This window comes from Dysgonomonas sp. Shenzhen-Wh21 (genome assembly GCF_043392705.1).
Classification (GTDB): Bacteria; Bacteroidota; Bacteroidia; order Bacteroidales; family Dysgonomonadaceae; genus Dysgonomonas.
The window spans coordinates 52,014-68,174 of sequence record NZ_JAIXHZ010000126.1 but is presented as its reverse complement, the minus strand read 5'-3'; the positions used below and the strand labels follow the sequence as shown (position 1 = coordinate 68,174).

Annotated in this window: 13 protein-coding genes; 7 read left to right on the top strand and 6 right to left on the bottom strand. The window is 38.2% G+C overall.

Features of this window, described 5'->3' with window-relative positions:
* Window positions 1-100: 100 nt before the first annotated feature.
* Both LDB17_RS08475 and LDB17_RS08470 read right to left on the bottom strand, forming a co-directional pair.
* Window positions 101-1,873, bottom strand: a complete 1,773-nt coding sequence (locus LDB17_RS08475) for an ABC transporter ATP-binding protein (RefSeq protein ID WP_252637945.1) — start codon at window positions 1,871-1,873, stop codon at window positions 101-103.
* Window positions 1,874-1,877: 4 nt separating this feature from the next.
* The gene (locus LDB17_RS08470) at window positions 1,878-3,602 is read right to left on the bottom strand and encodes an ABC transporter ATP-binding protein (RefSeq protein WP_252637943.1); all 1,725 of its coding nucleotides are present in this window, start codon (window positions 3,600-3,602) and stop codon (window positions 1,878-1,880) included.
* 329 nt (window positions 3,603-3,931) lie between these two features.
* On the opposite strand from LDB17_RS08470, the gene LDB17_RS08465 reads away from it, so the two are divergent.
* Together LDB17_RS08465 and LDB17_RS08460 are read left to right on the top strand one after the other, a co-directional pair.
* On the top strand, window positions 3,932-4,510 hold the full coding sequence (locus LDB17_RS08465; RefSeq protein WP_252637942.1) for a helix-turn-helix domain-containing protein: 579 nt from the start codon (window positions 3,932-3,934) through the stop codon (window positions 4,508-4,510).
* 22 nt (window positions 4,511-4,532) lie between these two features.
* Window positions 4,533-6,185 carry an AMP-binding protein gene (locus LDB17_RS08460; RefSeq protein WP_252637941.1) on the top strand — a complete coding sequence of 551 codons (1,653 nt, stop codon included), beginning with the start codon at window positions 4,533-4,535 and terminating at the stop codon, window positions 6,183-6,185.
* Window positions 6,186-6,237: 52 nt separating this feature from the next.
* Here LDB17_RS08460 and LDB17_RS08455 read toward each other — a convergent pair whose 3' ends face one another.
* Window positions 6,238-9,006: a S9 family peptidase gene (locus LDB17_RS08455; protein ID WP_252637940.1), complete on the bottom strand. Its 2,769-nt coding sequence runs from the start codon at window positions 9,004-9,006 to the stop codon at window positions 6,238-6,240.
* A 26-nt stretch (window positions 9,007-9,032) separates the two neighbouring features.
* A protein-coding gene (prfB, locus tag LDB17_RS08450; protein ID WP_135105557.1) for a peptide chain release factor 2 occupies window positions 9,033-10,146 on the bottom strand; the annotation gives its coding sequence in 2 pieces (ribosomal slippage) (window positions 9,033-10,082 and window positions 10,084-10,146; 1,113 coding nt in all).
* 287 nt (window positions 10,147-10,433) lie between these two features.
* Here prfB and coaA point away from each other — a divergent pair.
* Complete coding sequence (coaA, locus tag LDB17_RS08445) at window positions 10,434-11,375, top strand: type I pantothenate kinase (RefSeq protein ID WP_252637939.1); 942 nt, start codon at window positions 10,434-10,436, stop codon at window positions 11,373-11,375.
* Window positions 11,376-11,388: 13 nt separating this feature from the next.
* Here coaA and LDB17_RS08440 read toward each other — a convergent pair whose 3' ends face one another.
* The gene (locus tag LDB17_RS08440) at window positions 11,389-11,775 is read right to left on the bottom strand and encodes a VOC family protein (protein ID WP_252637938.1); all 387 of its coding nucleotides are present in this window, start codon (window positions 11,773-11,775) and stop codon (window positions 11,389-11,391) included.
* Window positions 11,776-11,908: 133 nt separating this feature from the next.
* Window positions 11,909-12,985 (bottom strand): aldose epimerase family protein, encoded by a 1,077-nt coding sequence (locus LDB17_RS08435; RefSeq protein ID WP_252637936.1) that lies wholly within the window; start codon window positions 12,983-12,985, stop codon window positions 11,909-11,911.
* 429 nt (window positions 12,986-13,414) lie between these two features.
* Here LDB17_RS08435 and LDB17_RS08430 point away from each other — a divergent pair, with 429 nt between their 5' ends.
* Genes LDB17_RS08430 through truB form a run of 4 tightly spaced genes read left to right on the top strand, consistent with a single transcriptional unit; the run spans window position 13,415 to window position 16,161 of the window.
* The gene (locus tag LDB17_RS08430; RefSeq protein WP_252637935.1) at window positions 13,415-14,308 is read left to right on the top strand and encodes an ABC transporter permease; all 894 of its coding nucleotides are present in this window, start codon (window positions 13,415-13,417) and stop codon (window positions 14,306-14,308) included.
* Between the two features lie 5 nt (window positions 14,309-14,313).
* Window positions 14,314-14,571: a DUF3098 domain-containing protein gene (locus LDB17_RS08425; RefSeq protein WP_252637934.1), complete on the top strand. Its 258-nt coding sequence runs from the start codon at window positions 14,314-14,316 to the stop codon at window positions 14,569-14,571.
* A gap of 25 nt (window positions 14,572-14,596) precedes the next feature.
* Window positions 14,597-15,466 (top strand): undecaprenyl-diphosphate phosphatase, encoded by an 870-nt coding sequence (locus LDB17_RS08420; RefSeq protein ID WP_252637933.1) that lies wholly within the window; start codon window positions 14,597-14,599, stop codon window positions 15,464-15,466.
* Window positions 15,466-16,161 carry a tRNA pseudouridine(55) synthase TruB gene (truB, locus tag LDB17_RS08415; protein ID WP_252637932.1) on the top strand — a complete coding sequence of 232 codons (696 nt, stop codon included), beginning with the start codon at window positions 15,466-15,468 and terminating at the stop codon, window positions 16,159-16,161. Before LDB17_RS08420 ends, truB begins: the two co-directional genes overlap by 1 nt.

The window sequence follows — 16,161 nt, the reverse complement described above, 5'->3', positions numbered from 1 at the left end:
AAAAGTACAAGATTATTTAAATATGAGGATAAGATATATTGTTAATTTTACTCCTTTTGGTTTCTATCTGATTATTATATGGCTTTTTAGCATAACTCGACTAAAATTCCTCAAACTGTTCTTGATACAGACTGTAATACTTCCCTTTGAGGTTAAGGAGCTCTGTATGTGTCCCCTGTTCTATTATCTGACCATCATCGAGTACGAGTATTCTGTCTGCATTACGTACAGTGGAAAGTCTGTGTGCTATGATAATGCTCGTACGGCCTTCCATTAGTTTGTCAAGTCCTTTTTGTATAAGGAGTTCGCTTCTGGTATCTATGTTGCTGGTAGCCTCGTCGAGTAAAAGGATAGGAGGGTCAGCAATAGCTGCTCGTGCTATATTCAACAGTTGTCGCTGCCCCTGACTGAGATTTGCACCATCATTCTCCAGCATAGTGTGATATCCTTTTGGTAGCCGCTTGATGAACGAATGAGCCGCTGTTAGTTTTGCCGCTTGTATTACTTCTTCATCTGTCGCTTCCGGTCGCCCAAAGCGGATGTTTTCACATACTGTTCCTGTAAATAAATGGGTATCTTGTAGTACGATAGCCATCGACTGTCTAAGGCTTTCTCTTTTTATATTATGTATTGATATTCCATCTATTGTTATTTCTCCGGATTTAATGTCGAAGAAGCGGGGAAGCATATTTAATATAGTTGTCTTTCCTGCGCCTGTTTCTCCCACTAGAGCTATTTTCGTTCCGGGTGTTGCATGCAGTGATACTCCTTTCAGAATTAGCTTGTCTTGTTTGTATCCGAAATAGACATCTTTCATTTTTAGATCACCTTTCACATCATTGAGGTTCATCGCATCCGGAGCATCTTCTTGTTCGGGAGCCTCATCTATTACCTGATAGATACGTTCTGCTCCTGCCATTGCCGCTTGTATGCTATTATAAAGGCCGGCAAGCTCATTTATAGGGCGACCAAACTGACGGGAATATTGAAGGAATGCAGCCAATCCACCGACATCAAAGCCTCTGAATATAGCAAGTAGCCCGCCCACTATAGTAACAACTACAAAGTTTAAAGTATTAAGGTTCTGCATAACAGGCATCATCATTCCCGAGTAAAATTGTGCTTTTTTTGATTTCTCATTTAGCTTTTGATTCAGTTGTTCGAAGTCCTGTTCTACCTTTTTCTCATAGCCAAATACTTTTACAACTTTTTGCCCGCTAATCATTTCTTCTATATACCCGTTTGTGTCTCCCAGTGTATCTTGTTGTGCTTTGAAGTATTTCTTACTTCGCGTTACAATCGTTTTGGCACTAAGAAACATGAGAGGTATGGTGATTAGGGTTGCTAAGGTTAGTATAGGACTTATATAAATCATAAGTGTGAATATTCCTACCAGCATCAGTGAGCTGGTCAGCATATCCGATAAGCCATCAGTAAGAGCATTGCTCACCTGATCTATGTCATTTGTATATCGGCTCATGATGTCGCCATGCTGATGCGTGTCGAAATACTTGATAGGCAGCTTTTCCATCTTCTTGAACAGATCTGTACGCATACGGGTAACTGCACGTTGACCTATTCTATTTAACAGCCTGTATTGTATATATACAGCGGCTACACCTATCAGATATATAACTCCGAGAATAATGAGTATATGAAGTAGTCCTTCATAGTTTCCCGGAATGATATAATTGTTGATGATAGGACGTATCATATATGAACCAACAAGGTTGCACCCAATGCTGATAATTATAAGAGAACCGATAACGATCAAGAGTTTTTTATCCTTAGCAAGATATGTCATTATCCTGAAGAAGGTTTTCTTAGCTTCTGTCGGCTTGCCGCTCTGTTTATAGTGATCTCCGTGTGCCATATATTCAGTAGACTATTTGTTGAGAGTTGTATATCTCCTGATACAACTTCGACTTTTCTATTAGTTCATCAGGTTTACCAATAACGTCTATCTCTCCATCCTCCAGTACTATCACTCTATCGGCTGATTGCATTGTATTGATACGTTGTGTTATAATAAAGACAGTTGTATCTTTTAAGAGATTGTTAAGATTATATCTGATTTTCTGTTCGGTCTCCGTATCCACAGCACTTGTACTATCATCCAGTATAAGGATTTTGGGCTTACGTAATAGTGCCCGTGCAATACAAATCCGTTGCTTCTGTCCTCCTGATACATTAATACCTCCTCGTCCGAGAAGAGTGTTATACCCATCTGTAAAAGATACGATGAAATCGTGTGCTTGAGCTGCTTTTGCCGCTTCTTCTATTTCCTCTATTGTTGCATCGGGTCGTCCCCAACGCAGATTATCTATAATTGTTCCGGTAAAGAGTTCATTTTTTTGCAGTACCATTCCTATTTCGGCATGTAGTTCTTCCAGATTATAATCCTTTACATTAACTCCATCTATGAGAATTTCTCCTGCCGTAACATCGTATAGTCGTGGTATAAGCTGAAGCATGGAACTCTTAGCTGAACCTGTTGCTCCTACTACAGCAATTGTTTCACCTTGTTTTATGTGGAAATTAATATCTTTCAATACATCGTTTTCACCGCCATTATATCGGAAAAAGACATTACTGAAAGTAACTTCTCCTTTTGTTATTTTATGCTTGTTTGATAAACCTTCTTCTGTATTCGTAAGTGAGGGTTCTGTTTTTATAACTTCGAGTAAGCGCTCTGAAGAGGCCGAAGCTCTAGCTATATTTACAATCACCATCGATAGGAACATCAAAGCCATAAGTATTTGCGTCATGTAATTGACAAAAGAAATAAGCTCTCCCACTTTAAGATTGCCCTCTATCGCTTTTGCTCCACCTACCCAAAGGACTACGATAACAGATATATTCATTATAAGTTGCATGACAGGAAATATTGCTATAATAACATTAGACGCATTAACTACCATGTTTTGCAGATCTTCACTTCTTTTCTCAAATTTCTTAGTTTCAAAATCTTCTCTTACAAATGATTTAACGACACGGATGTTGATCAGGTTCTCTCTTACCATCGCATTGAGTTGGTCAACCTTTTGTTGTACTTTCATAAAGAGTGGAAGCCCTTTATACATGATGAGGAAGATGCTAATACTAAGTATAGGTACAACCCCCAACATGATAAAAGCAAGATCGGTATTTATTTTTATAACAAAGAAAAAAGACATAACTAACATTAATGGTGAGCGTAACAGTAAGCGCATACTCATTAATACAACTTGCTGTATATGACTGATATCGTTTGTTAGGCGGGTGATTAATGAAGCGGAATTAAATCTATCTATTTCCGTAAAAGAAAGCTGCTGTATTTTCGAAAATAATTTGCTTCTAAGGTCAGTACCAAATCCGATGGATGCTTGCGAAGATACATATACATTAATGATGCTTACAATAAGCCCCAGGATGGATATTCCTACCATATATGCTCCAATCTCTGTGATAACGGATAGGTTACGGTGCACAACTCCATCATCTACAATCTTAGCCATAAACCAAGGCTGTATTGTTTCACACAATACGGTGATCAATACAAGAACCGGGCTTATAATCAGGCTTGTTTTGTATTTCTTAAGTATCTGCCAATATATTTTCATATATGTATAATCTGTTAAGGACAGATATTGTTCAATAATTACAATTATTTATTCGCATCGCAAAAATAGGAATAACTTCTAAAACTTATTTATATTCGAAGAATCTCTTATATGTTATGCTCAATAAAATTTATATTATTTGTTATGTGTTTGGAGAATAGGTTTTTATATTTCCGCTTGGATTTCTTGTTTGTGAAAGAGTTGTGTTAAAGAAATATATTTATGATAGGGTTTTTTAATATCCTCTTGACTATTAGTCATACTAATTAAAGAAATATCATATTTTTGTATATCACACTAAAAATAAATAATAAACATACTATCTATTCATGAAAACGAATAAACGCATCGGGGAGAGGATTCGTGAAATCCGCGAATCGAAATCAATATCTCTTGCTGATATGATAGAGCGTTCAGGCTTAGACGAGAAGCAAGTTGTTACAATAGAAGAGACAGGAGGAATTCCTTCTTTGGCTCCGCTGATAAAGATAGCCCGTGTATTAGGTGTAAGATTGGGTACTTTTCTTGATGACGTGGATGAGTCGGGTCCTGTAATATCTCGCAAAGAAGAATACAACAAGAGTATAAGCTTTTCTACAAAAGATACTTCCTCTGTTAAACACATGGATTACTACTCTCTGTCTTCTACAAAATCGGGGCGACACATGGAGCCATTTGTTATACAGATTGAGCCAATAAAAAAGGGTGTTGATTTTATTCTTTCCACGCATGAAGGTGAAGAATTTATTTATTGTCTCGAAGGTGTTGTTGAGATAAACTATGGCACTGATGTATATTGGCTTGAAGAAGAGGATAGCATTTATTATGATTCTATCGTATCCCATCATGTACATGCCGGAGGTGAAAGTGGAGCTAAGATTTTAGCGGTGATTTATACTCCTTTATGATAATACCTTCAAAAATCATAAAATGCAACTATCGGAAAGAACAATAGGAGAATGGCTCGAATATTGGGCAGAAAAAACTCCCGAAAAAGAATATATAGTATATTCAGACAGAGATCTTCGTTTCACATGGAAAGACTTTGATGAGCGGGTAAATAATATGGCTAAAGGGCTTTTGGCTATAGGGGTTAAGCCCGGTTCTCATGTCGGTATATGGGCTACAAACGTTCCCGACTGGTTGACTTTTTTGTATGCCGGAGCCAAAATTGGAGCGGTTTTGGTTACGATCAATACCAATTATAAGCAGCACGAATTAGAATATATTGTCGATAATGCAGATATAGATACTCTTTGCATTACCGAAGGTGTTTTCGATGGGAACTACATTGATATGGTTTATGAAATGGCACCCGAGTTAAAAACAACTCAGCGAGGCTATCTCAATGTAGAGCGTTTCCCTAAATTGAAGAATATCGTTTTTATCGGGCAGGAGAAATACAGAGGAATGTATAATACTGCCGAGATATTGTTGTTGGGTAAAAATATATCGTGTGATATTTTAAATAAAACGATGCGCACCGTAAATTGTCACGATGTCGTGAATATGCAATATACATCAGGTACTACCGGATTCCCTAAGGGTGTAATGCTCACTCATTATAATATCGTAAATAATGGCTTCTTTACAGGCGAGGCTATGCAGTTTACAGCGGATGATAAATTGTGTGTATGCGTGCCTCTGTTTCACTGTTTTGGTATTGTCTTGGCTACGATGAACTGTCTAACTCATGGCTCTACTCAGGTAATGGTTGAACGTTTTGATCCGTTAGTTGTGTTGGCATCTATACATAAAGAACGATGTACGGCTTTGTACGGAGTGCCGACAATGTTTATTGCAGAGCTTAATCATCCGATGTTCAATTTGTTTGATGTCAGTTCTTTGCGAACAGGAATTATGGCAGGGGCACTTTGTCCTATAGAGCTAATGCGCCAAGTAACAGAAAAGCTCCATGTAACACATATTACAAGTGTCTACGGGTTAACTGAATCTTCTCCGGGAATGACGCACTCTACTACCGAAGACCCATTTGAAGTACGCTGTACGACTGTTGGCAGGGAGTACCCATATACCGAAGTGAAGATTGTAAATCCTGATACAGGCGAAGAATGTGCTATAGAGGAGCAAGGGGAGGTTTGCTGTCGTGGGTATCTTGTGATGAAAGGTTATTATAAGAATCCTGAGGCGACAAACGAAGTAATAGACAAAGAGGGTTGGTTGCATTCGGGCGATTTGGGTGTCAAAGATAAAAATGGATATTATCGTATTACGGGACGTATTAAAGATATGATAATACGGGGCGGCGAGAATATCTATCCCCGTGAAATTGAAGAATATCTTTATCACATGCAAGGTATAAAGGATATTCAAGTAGCCGGAATACCTTCCGAAAAATATGGAGAGGAAGTCGGTGCTTTCATTATATTGCAAGAGGGTGCAGATCTCCTGCCTGAAGATGTAAAAGCCTTTTGTAGAGGGAAAATAGCTCGTCACAAAATTCCGAAATATATCTTTTTTGTAAACTCTTTCCCTCTAACAGGAAGTGGAAAAATACAGAAATTTAAACTTAAAGATATTGGTCTCAACTTGCTGAAAGAGCAAGGAGTGGAAGTGATATAAAAAAATAGGCTGGATAATTCCCAGCCTATTTTTCTCTCTCTATTAGTATCTCTTATTCCAAATCAAATCCATACGTCCTTCCTTTCTCTGTAGCCGGAACACCCGTTTTCATCCATACAGGCATTGGGTCTCCTTTGAGATAATGATCAAAGAACTGTTGCAGGCGTATACTTAAATCCTTCGAATTTTTTCTTTCTTTCAAATTATGGGCTTCGTTGTTGTACTGTAGCATCCATACAGGTTTTCCCAAACGGCGTAAAGCCATAAAATACTCTATTCCCTGATACCAAGGCACAGCATCATCGTTATCGTTGTGCATGATCAGGAGTGGTGTTTGCACTTTGTCTGCAAAGAATATCGGTGAATTTTCTTTATAAAGTTCGGGAGCTTCCCACATCGTAGCACCTATTCGAGACTGTGTTTGTTCATATTGAAATTGTCTGCTCATTCCACTGCCCCAGCGTATACCTCCGTATGCACTAAACATATTGGATACGGGAGCCCCTGCGCCGGCAGCCTTAAACATATTTGTGCGTGTAATCAGATAAGCGGTTTGGTATCCTCCCCAACTTTGCCCTTGTATAGCCATATTGGCTTTATCTACCCATGTGTTTTTTGCTAACTCCTCAGCTCCTGATACAATCGAATTGTAAGCACTTTCACCAGGGTGTCCTGTTGTGTACTGTATGTCGGGCGTGAAAACAATATAACCTCTGCTACAGTAAAACGGTATATTGATAATAGAGCGGCTTGGAGCAGGAGGGAAGTACTGATACAGCTCGTCCGAATGCTTTTCGTAGAAGTAAATCATCACCGGATATTTCTTGTTCGGGTCGAAATTCTCGGGCTTGTATACTATTCCCTGCGTTGTTTTCCCATCAAATGTAGTCCATGACATTAACTCGGCAGTTCCCCAGTTGTATTCTCTCATTTGCGGATTTATATCGGAAAGCTTGCTCTCAGTTTTCCATAAATTGCTTGTAAAATATAAATCAGGTGAGGTATTAAAGTTGCTTTTCGTATAAGCAAATACTTCTTTGTCTTTTGCCTTTACAGGTGTGCTATAAGAGTATTTTGCAATAGTCAACGGCTTAATATTGTTTTTAGCTAATTCATAAAAGCCATTTTCTTTTGTCGTATTGTCGAATGCCGAGAGAAGTAGTTTTTCGTTTGGTTTTATAAACCTATTTTCGGGATCGGTTTTGATATATCGCAATGTCACTTTTCTTTCTCTGCCTAAACCTTTCGTAATATTCTCAGGAGTTTTTATTCCTGTCGGGTCTAATTTCCAGATATCATACATGTCGTAAACAAGTAAAGCGGCGTCATTCTCCATCCATGCTGCATATCCGTATGGAGAAGGAGCTGTAGGGATGTCGTTTTTCTCATCCCAGAAATTTACATTCAATTGATCAGTCAAACAAACTTCCTTCTCATCTCTTATCGAATAGGCATAGTACTGAAGGGTATTTATATCATACCAAGCCAGAAAGTTGCCCAGTGGTGAAAGCATAAGCCTAGCTTGTAATCCGCTCTTGATCTGCTTTTTTGTATGATTGTTTAAATCGAAAATCCAGATATCATTCTCCTGATTTGCACGATAGTCCCATTGAGTCTTTAGTTGATATTTCAGGTCTGAAGTTCCGATGGCATATTGCCCGTTATTTTCGTCAGAGATACTAACATCGGGTATCTCCTCTGTTGCTAATTGATAGAATGTATTTGATTCCAGATCAATGCAAGACAGAAATGTTTGCTTCTGTTTCTTTTCCAACTGTACAAGCTGTTGAGGTTGGATAAGTGGTTCTTGCCAGTGCCAGATGTCAAGCTTTGCTTTTTCGAAATCGGGAATAGTCGTATCCTTGGGTAAGACAATAGGTGCTATTCCTAGGAATAATCTTTTCTCATTTTTACTGAACAGTGGAGTATAATTATCACTTACAGTCCATTTTTCAGGGATGCCTGTGGTGTTCTTATCAGTAACTACTTTTGCAGAGTCTAAAGCCGGATCAAAGTAAAAAAGACTATAATCTTTAATTTCCTTTTTCAGACTATCTGATGTTGCTAGATAAGCCAGCTTCTTACCTGATTCGGATAAAGTAAGGTTCTTATAAATTGTTTTATTTATAGAAACCGTATCCTTGCGCAAATTATTCAGGTCGATAAAAAGGACACCCGGTTTATTAACCGTATCTTTTGCTGAAGGCTTCAATATTGTCGCAAAGCTTTTACCATTGCGGCTAAAAATATATTCTGTGGTATTTTTTATGGTATCTTCTTTCGATGTATAAAGATTGCGCAGTACAAGCGTGAGGGCTTTAGGCTCTTTTTTATCTTTAGATTTTAATGTGTCGTCTATTGTATAAGCAATGTAATCAGAAAAATCTTTTCCTATTTTGAAGCTCTTTACATTCGGAATTTTAGAAACTATAAGTTTGTCCAGTGAAATTAGGGCTAAAGAATCTTTTGGCATCTTTTCATCGGCCGTTTTCTTTATTTTGGCTTGGCGTGTTGCTGCATAAGGAGCTTTGATCTGCGCTATTATGTGTTTCTGATCCGGCGCTATTGAGTAGGTATATGCACGTGGAATTTTCAGCTCTTGCTTTGTCTTGAGATTACTAATCAGAAGATAATCATCCCCTTCTTGTTCTTTGACTACGGTCGCCGTATAAATGCCGTCATTTGTAATACTAATATTGGATATACTTTTCCACGAATCGTAGACCGTATGATCTAATACTTTCTTTTGTGCATTTCCCTGCAATGCTGATAGTGCAGCAATACAGAGAAAGACACATTTTAAATATGTCTTTCTTGTCATAACTATAAGATTTATAATGAACAGAATCAGGCTTCTTCGCCGAATTCCATTAAATATTCTTTGATAAAATCATCCAGATCCCCATCCATCACGGCATTTACATTTGATGTCTGGTAATTTGTCCGGTGATCTTTTACGCGGCGGTCATCAAACACATAGCTTCGTATTTGAGAACCCCATTCTATTTTTTTCTTTCCGGCCTCTACTTTCGACTGTTCGCGGCTACGTCTCTCCAACTCTAATTCATACAATTGAGATTTCAGTAAGCGTATCGCATTGTCTTTATTTCCAAACTGAGAGCGGCTTTCTGTGTTTTCGATGACGATTTCTTTTTCTTCGCCGGTTTCAGGATCTTTGTATTTATAGTGTAGACGCACACCTGTCTCCACTTTATTTACGTTCTGTCCTCCTGCTCCACTCGAACGGAATGTGTCCCATGTAATGTCAGACAGATTGATGTCAATATCTATAGTATCGTCCACCAAAGGAACGACAAAAACAGATGCGAACGAAGTCATACGTTTTCCTTGTGCATTGAATGGGGATACTCGTACCAAACGGTGAACTCCATTTTCGGACTTGAGGTATCCGTATGCATATTCGCCTTCAACCTGCAAGGTTGCTGTTTTTATACCGGCCTCATCGCCGTCTTGCCAGTTGGTTATAGTCGTTTTATACTTCTTGTCTTCACACCAACGTTGATACATGCGAAATAGCATCGAAGCCCAATCTTGTCCTTCGGTACCTCCTGCACCACTGTTTATTTTTAATACAGCTCCTAGTTTGTCTTCCTCACGGCGAAGCATGTTTTTCAATTCGAGATTCTCTATAAGGCTTAGGGCATTTTTATATGCTTCGTCCACCTCTTCTTCGGTAGTAATACCTTCTTTCTGAAAATCGAATGCAAGCTGTAGCTCATCTGTTGAGGCCTTTACTTCATTATAGCCTTCTATCCAGCCTTTCAGCCCACGTATAATTTTCATCTGAGCTTCTGCTGTTTTTGCATTATCCCAAAATCCCGGAGCTTGAGTTCTTAGTTCTTCTTCTTCTAGTTGTATTTTTTTCGCATCGACGTCAAAGATACCTCCTCAGCGCGTCCTCGCGCTCCAACACTTCTTTGAGTTGGTCTGCAGTAATCATAAGATTAATATTTAATTGTTTCTATGTTTTTAGAGGTGCAAATGTATTAAAAAAACGTGTAAGTGACAATTTGATAAATAAATAATTAGAAAACAAACTCTATGCTACGACGTGATCGGGATGTTTTTCATATTCGACATATATTCATTCACTTTTCAGCTAAAGCATGATGTAATGCTCATGTATCACACTATTCTACTTATAAGAGAAAAACTTAAAATGTACGACATATAACATTCGGCTTATAACTTTTGCATACCTTTGTCGCAGTTTTCAATAGTAAACAAATGGCAACTCTTCCTATTAGTCCTTATATGATTTTCACTCGCGAACAGTGGGCTGCGCTACGTGACTCCGAACCGATGACTCTCACCTATGAGGAACTGTTAACCCTACAAGGGATTGACTACCAATTGTCGATAGATGAAGTTGAGGATATTTATCTGCCTCTATCCCGTCTGTTAAGCTATTATGTGCATGCACGTGTGAGCCGGCAGTCCGTATTGATGCGATTTCTCAATCAAAGAGTACAGAAGATTCCTTTTATAATAGGTATTGCCGGTAGTGTGTCGGTAGGGAAAAGTACTACTGCTCGTGTCTTGCAAGCATTGCTTAGCCGATGGAAAGAAAACACAAGAGTGTCTTTGGTAACTACAGACGGATTCCTTTATCCGAATGCGACTCTCGAAGAAAAAGGGATAATGCTGAAAAAAGGATTTCCCCAATCATACGATATAAAGCGTCTTCTTCAATTTGTGACAGATATAAAATCAGGTAAAGATCGGGTAGAGGTGCCGAGATATTCTCACTTGGTATACGATATTATCCCTAACGAATATGATATCGTTGAGCAGCCCGACATCTTGATACTCGAGGGTCTTAATGTATTGCAGAGCGGAATGGATTACCCGAGCGAAAAGCCAAGGATATTTGTATCCGACTTTGTCGACTTCTCTATTTATGTAGATGCTGAAGAGCAGTTGCTCGAAGATTGGTACATTTCCCGTTTTATGAAATTCAGACAAGGGGCATTTACCAACCCTCGGTCTTATTTCAAGAGCTTCTCTGAGCTATCGGAGAAGGAAGCGATGAAAACGGCGAAAACGATTTGGCGAGAGATTAACCGTAAAAATCTGAGAAAAAATATTCTGCCGACAAAGGAAAGAGCCAACCTAATACTTCACAAGGGAGAAGGGCATTCTGTTGACTTTGTGAGGTTAAGGAAATAATTAATAATCTTACTTATTCGGGTTCATCGGTGTCAAGACAAAAGGGATGCCCTGCCGGGTCGATCATTGTTCTTGAAGTTTTGTAGTTTTGTTCGCTGGCAAGTTTTGCTCCACATTCTACCGCAAATTGTACAGCTTCTTCCAGGTTTTCCACATAAAAGTCTAAATGTAGCATTTGCCCTTGTTTTCCTTTTTGCCAAGGCCAGACCGGAGGAGTATAATTTTCTGTCTCCTGAAAAGCTATCACCATGCCGGTGGGAGATGTTATAGCTGCCCAACCATTTGCATGAGGATGCTTGCACTGCCAGTTTAAAATCTTGCTATAAAACCCGGACATAACTCCAGCATCGGCACAATCAATAACAATGTTTACTTTTTTGATCGGGGCTTTGGTTTTCATATTGCAGAATTAAGAGATTATATGTTTGTGTTCCACCAAACAATATCTTATTTAATTTATGAATAAGAATGGAGCGAAAAGGCTATCTTTTATTGATGTATTCTTCGCTCCATCTTGAATGATAAAGGTTATCTCATTTCTTTATTGTAAATCGATGTACAGTTTTACTTTTGAATGTTTCTCCGGGTCTGAGTACCACACTCGGATACTCCGGTTTGTTGATACTATCCGGAAAATGTTGAGTTTCGAAACATACCGCTGCACCCATCGGATAACGGTGTCCGTGTTTTCCTTCAAAATTTCCTGTCATCCAGTTACCTGTATATATCTGAACACCCGGTTCGGTAGTTGAGATGTTCATTTGGATTCCTGACTTCGGAGAAAAACATTCTACTGCTAAGGCCAATTCATCCTCTTTTTTGTCCAATACCATTGTATGGTCGTAGCCTTTCCCGAAATGCAACTGTTCGAAGTCTTCTTCAATTCGTTCTCCGATGGTATGAGGAGTAGTGAAGTCGAACGGAGTTCCTTTTACAGGTTCAGCCTTGCCGTAAGGAATAGCAGTATTGTCCGTTGGGAGATAGTTAGAGGCAGGCATGACTAGAATATGATCGTTTATAGTAGGATCTCCCTCACCCGAAAGATTGAAATATGAATGATTTGTAAGATTCAAAATGGTCGCCTTGTCTGTTGTGGCTTCGTAGTCTATATCAAACGAATTGTCATCTGTCAACTTATAGATCATTTTTACATTCAGATTGCCCGGAAATCCCTCTTCTCCGTCTTTGGATAGATATGTCAGCTCCAATGTTTGTTGATCTGTTTGTTTTGCATCCCATACCACAGCATTAAAGCCTTTCAGTCCACCATGTAGGTTATTCGGTCCATTGTTTATTGCCAATTCGTATGTAATGCCATCAAGCGTGAATTTTCCTTTGGCAATACGGTTTCCTGTTCGTCCGCATACAGCTCCAAAGTAAGGTTCTTCAGAGTTTAGGTACTCGTTCAGATTATTATGTCCGAGTACAATATCGGTCAGTTCGCCGTTTTTGTCAGGTACAGATAAGGATACTATTTTTGCTCCGTAATTAATGACGGTTGCTTCCAATCCATTCTTGTTGGATAGCACGTACATTTTTACATCTTTACCATCTACTTTCCCGGAGAAGTTTGTTGGATTCAATTTTGATTTGGTTAATTCTGTCTGCATGATATTTTATTAAGTTATATGAGCTTTTGTAATAAATGATAAACACAAATATAAGGCTATTTTTAACAAAAAATATTTTTCCTCCCCTGAATGTCAATCTAACGATATATAAAAAAATAAAATTCCTATGCTTACATGTTGAGCCTGTATAGTCATTAGCAGGGCGAATTTTGTGATTTTATTATGTTATAGGTAACGACTATCAGAGTTGAGGATAGTCTTAGTCTGATGGAAGTGTTTCAAAGTCTTAAATTAAGCAATAAACCAAAACAAATGGAGTTTTAATAGTGTTTATTCTTTAATTGCAAAGAAGTATTTATTAAAAAAGATAAAAATACTACTATAAGATGTATTTATTTTGTTTCTTTGCAGCGAATTTGGGTGTTTTGTACTCATTCACTAAATACTACTTATTTGTCTTTGTACAATATGTCTGATAAGCATCAGTATAAAACGATATCATTATTTACTACAGGGGTCATTACTACGATTAGTATAACTCTTGTTCTTTTTCTTTTGGGTTTGACTTTTTTGGTAGGATTTACCGCTAAAGGCATAGGTTCGTATCTGAAAGAGAATATGGGTATATCGATAGAGCTTGCCGGAAATGTAGATGATGCTTCTATCACGAAGATACAGAAAAACTTGAATGCAAATCCGTATGTTAAGTCTGTCGTCTATATCAGCAAAGATGAGGCAAAAAAACAGCTGGTAGAAGATCTTGGTCGAGATCCCGAAGAGGTGTTAGGATATAATCCTGCTCATGCCTATTTCGATGTTTTTATAAAGTCTGACTATGTCAATCCAGACAGTATAAAAAAAGTAGAAGCAAGCCTTAAGGTTCATAATCTAAAAGGCGCTCAGATAGTAAATAATATCCTTTATAATGAAAGTGATATTATAAATGCAAACTCTAAACTCTCTTTAATTGGAACTATATTGGCTATACTAGCTGTGATACTTGTGCTCATTTCGTTTACACTGATACGAAGCATTATTCAGCTGAATATATATTCGAAGAGATTTTTAATAAATACGATGCGATTGGTGGGTGCGACAAACTCTTTTATCAGATGGCCTTTTATGTGGCGTATGATAATTAGTGGTGTTGTTGCTGCTATCTTGGCGAATTTAGCTATTACGGGAGTAATATATTATATTACAAGCATAATTCCTGATATGCTGTCTATTGTGAAAATGTACGAATTGTTGATTGTATATGGGCTTGTCCTTATCTTTGGCATACTTATAGCGGCTTTTGCCACAGCATTTTCGGTGAATAGGTATTTAAGAATGACTACAAATAAACTTTATCACGTTTAAAACATATGGATAAGAAAGATTTTGCTTTTGGCAAGCTAAATTACATCATTTGTGCAGTGTCGGTTGTAATTATTATAGTTGGGTTTATCCTGATGACAGGGCCATCTTCCAGCATCGAAGGCGGATTTGAACCGGATATCTTTAGTGCCAAGAGAATCGTTGTGGCTCCAATGGTGTGTCTTGCAGGGTTCTTACTGATGATTGTCGGAATACTGTATCCTCGTCGTAAGAGTTTAGCTGAAGAGAACAAAGAGCACAACTGATTAATTACAAAACTAATAAATAACGATGAGTATTTTTGAGGCAATTATAATTGCTATTGTAGAAGGGCTTACCGAGTTTCTTCCAGTATCGTCAACCGGGCATATGATTATTGCTCAAAGTCTTTTAGGTATTGAAAGTAGCGAATTTGTAAAGGCTTTCACTGTTATTATACAATTTGGTGCGATTTTGTCTGTGATTGTTTTATACTGGAACCGCTTTTTTCGCTTTAGAAATGATAGATTAAGAGCGGATTTTAAAAATATATTCAGCTATTTGTTTTATAAATTAGAGTTCTATTGGAAGTTGCTGATCGGTTTTGTTCCGGCTGCTTTTTTAGGATTGATCTTTAGTGATAAAATAGATGAATTGCTCGAAAGTGTAACAGTTGTAGCTATCATGTTGGTGCTTGGCGGTATTCTGATGCTGTTTGTAGACAAATGGTTTAATAAGCCGAAAGAAGACTCTCAAGAAATAACATATAAGAATGCCTTTATAATTGGTTTTTTTCAGTGCATAGCTATGATTCCCGGAGTGTCTCGTTCTATGGCTACCATCGTAGGGGGAATGAGTCAGGGTTTGAGTAGAAAAAATGCAGCAGAATTTTCCTTCTTCCTTGCAGTTCCTACAATGGCTGCTGCTACCGGATGGAAAGTGTATAAGCTGATAAAAGCACCCAATGGAGGAGCATTTGATTTTGATTTCAGCATATTATTGGATAATATGACTGTTCTTATAATAGGAAATGTAGTAGCGTTTATAGTAGCGCTGTTGGCTATCAAATTCTTTATAGGATTTGTAACCAAGTATGGATTTAAACTTTTTGGCTGGTATAGAATTGTAGTTGGAGGAATTATTCTAATCCTTATGCTGGCAGGACACGAATTAACAGTATAATGGATTTTATATCAGGAGAGGTCTTATATATTAATAAGCCACTAAATTGGACATCATTCACCCTTGTGCGCAAATTGAGAAACAAATTATGCCGCAAGCTGGGTATTAAGAAATTAAAAGTCGGTCATGCCGGCACTCTAGACCCGCTGGCTACGGGTGTTATGATCGTTTGTACAGGGAAAAAGACAAAGTTGATAGAATCGTTTCAATATCAGACTAAAGAATATATTGCAACGATAAAGATTGGAGAAACAACTCCTTCATTTGATTTGGAAACAGCAGTAGATGGAGTCTTCCCCGTAGAACATATAACGCAGGAGCTGGTTGAGGCTAAACTTAAAGATTTTATTGGAGAAATAGAGCAAGTGCCGCCAACATATTCTGCCTGTAAGGTGGATGGAAAAAGAGCATACGAATTTGCGAGAGAAGGGCAGGACGTAGAGTTGAAGCCAAAGTTGTTGGTTATAGATGAAATTGAGCTTCTCGACTATTCCTTTCCCGAAATAAAAGTTAGAGTGGTATGTAGCAAGGGTACATACATCAGAGCTTTGGCTCGAGATATTGGAGTTGCGTTAGGCTCAGGTGCACATCTTACCGCACTGGAGCGAACACGAATAGGAGAGGTTACTCTTGATCAGTGTATTGAGGGAAGCCAGATAGAAGAATTTGTGGACGCACTAATTATTGATAAATAA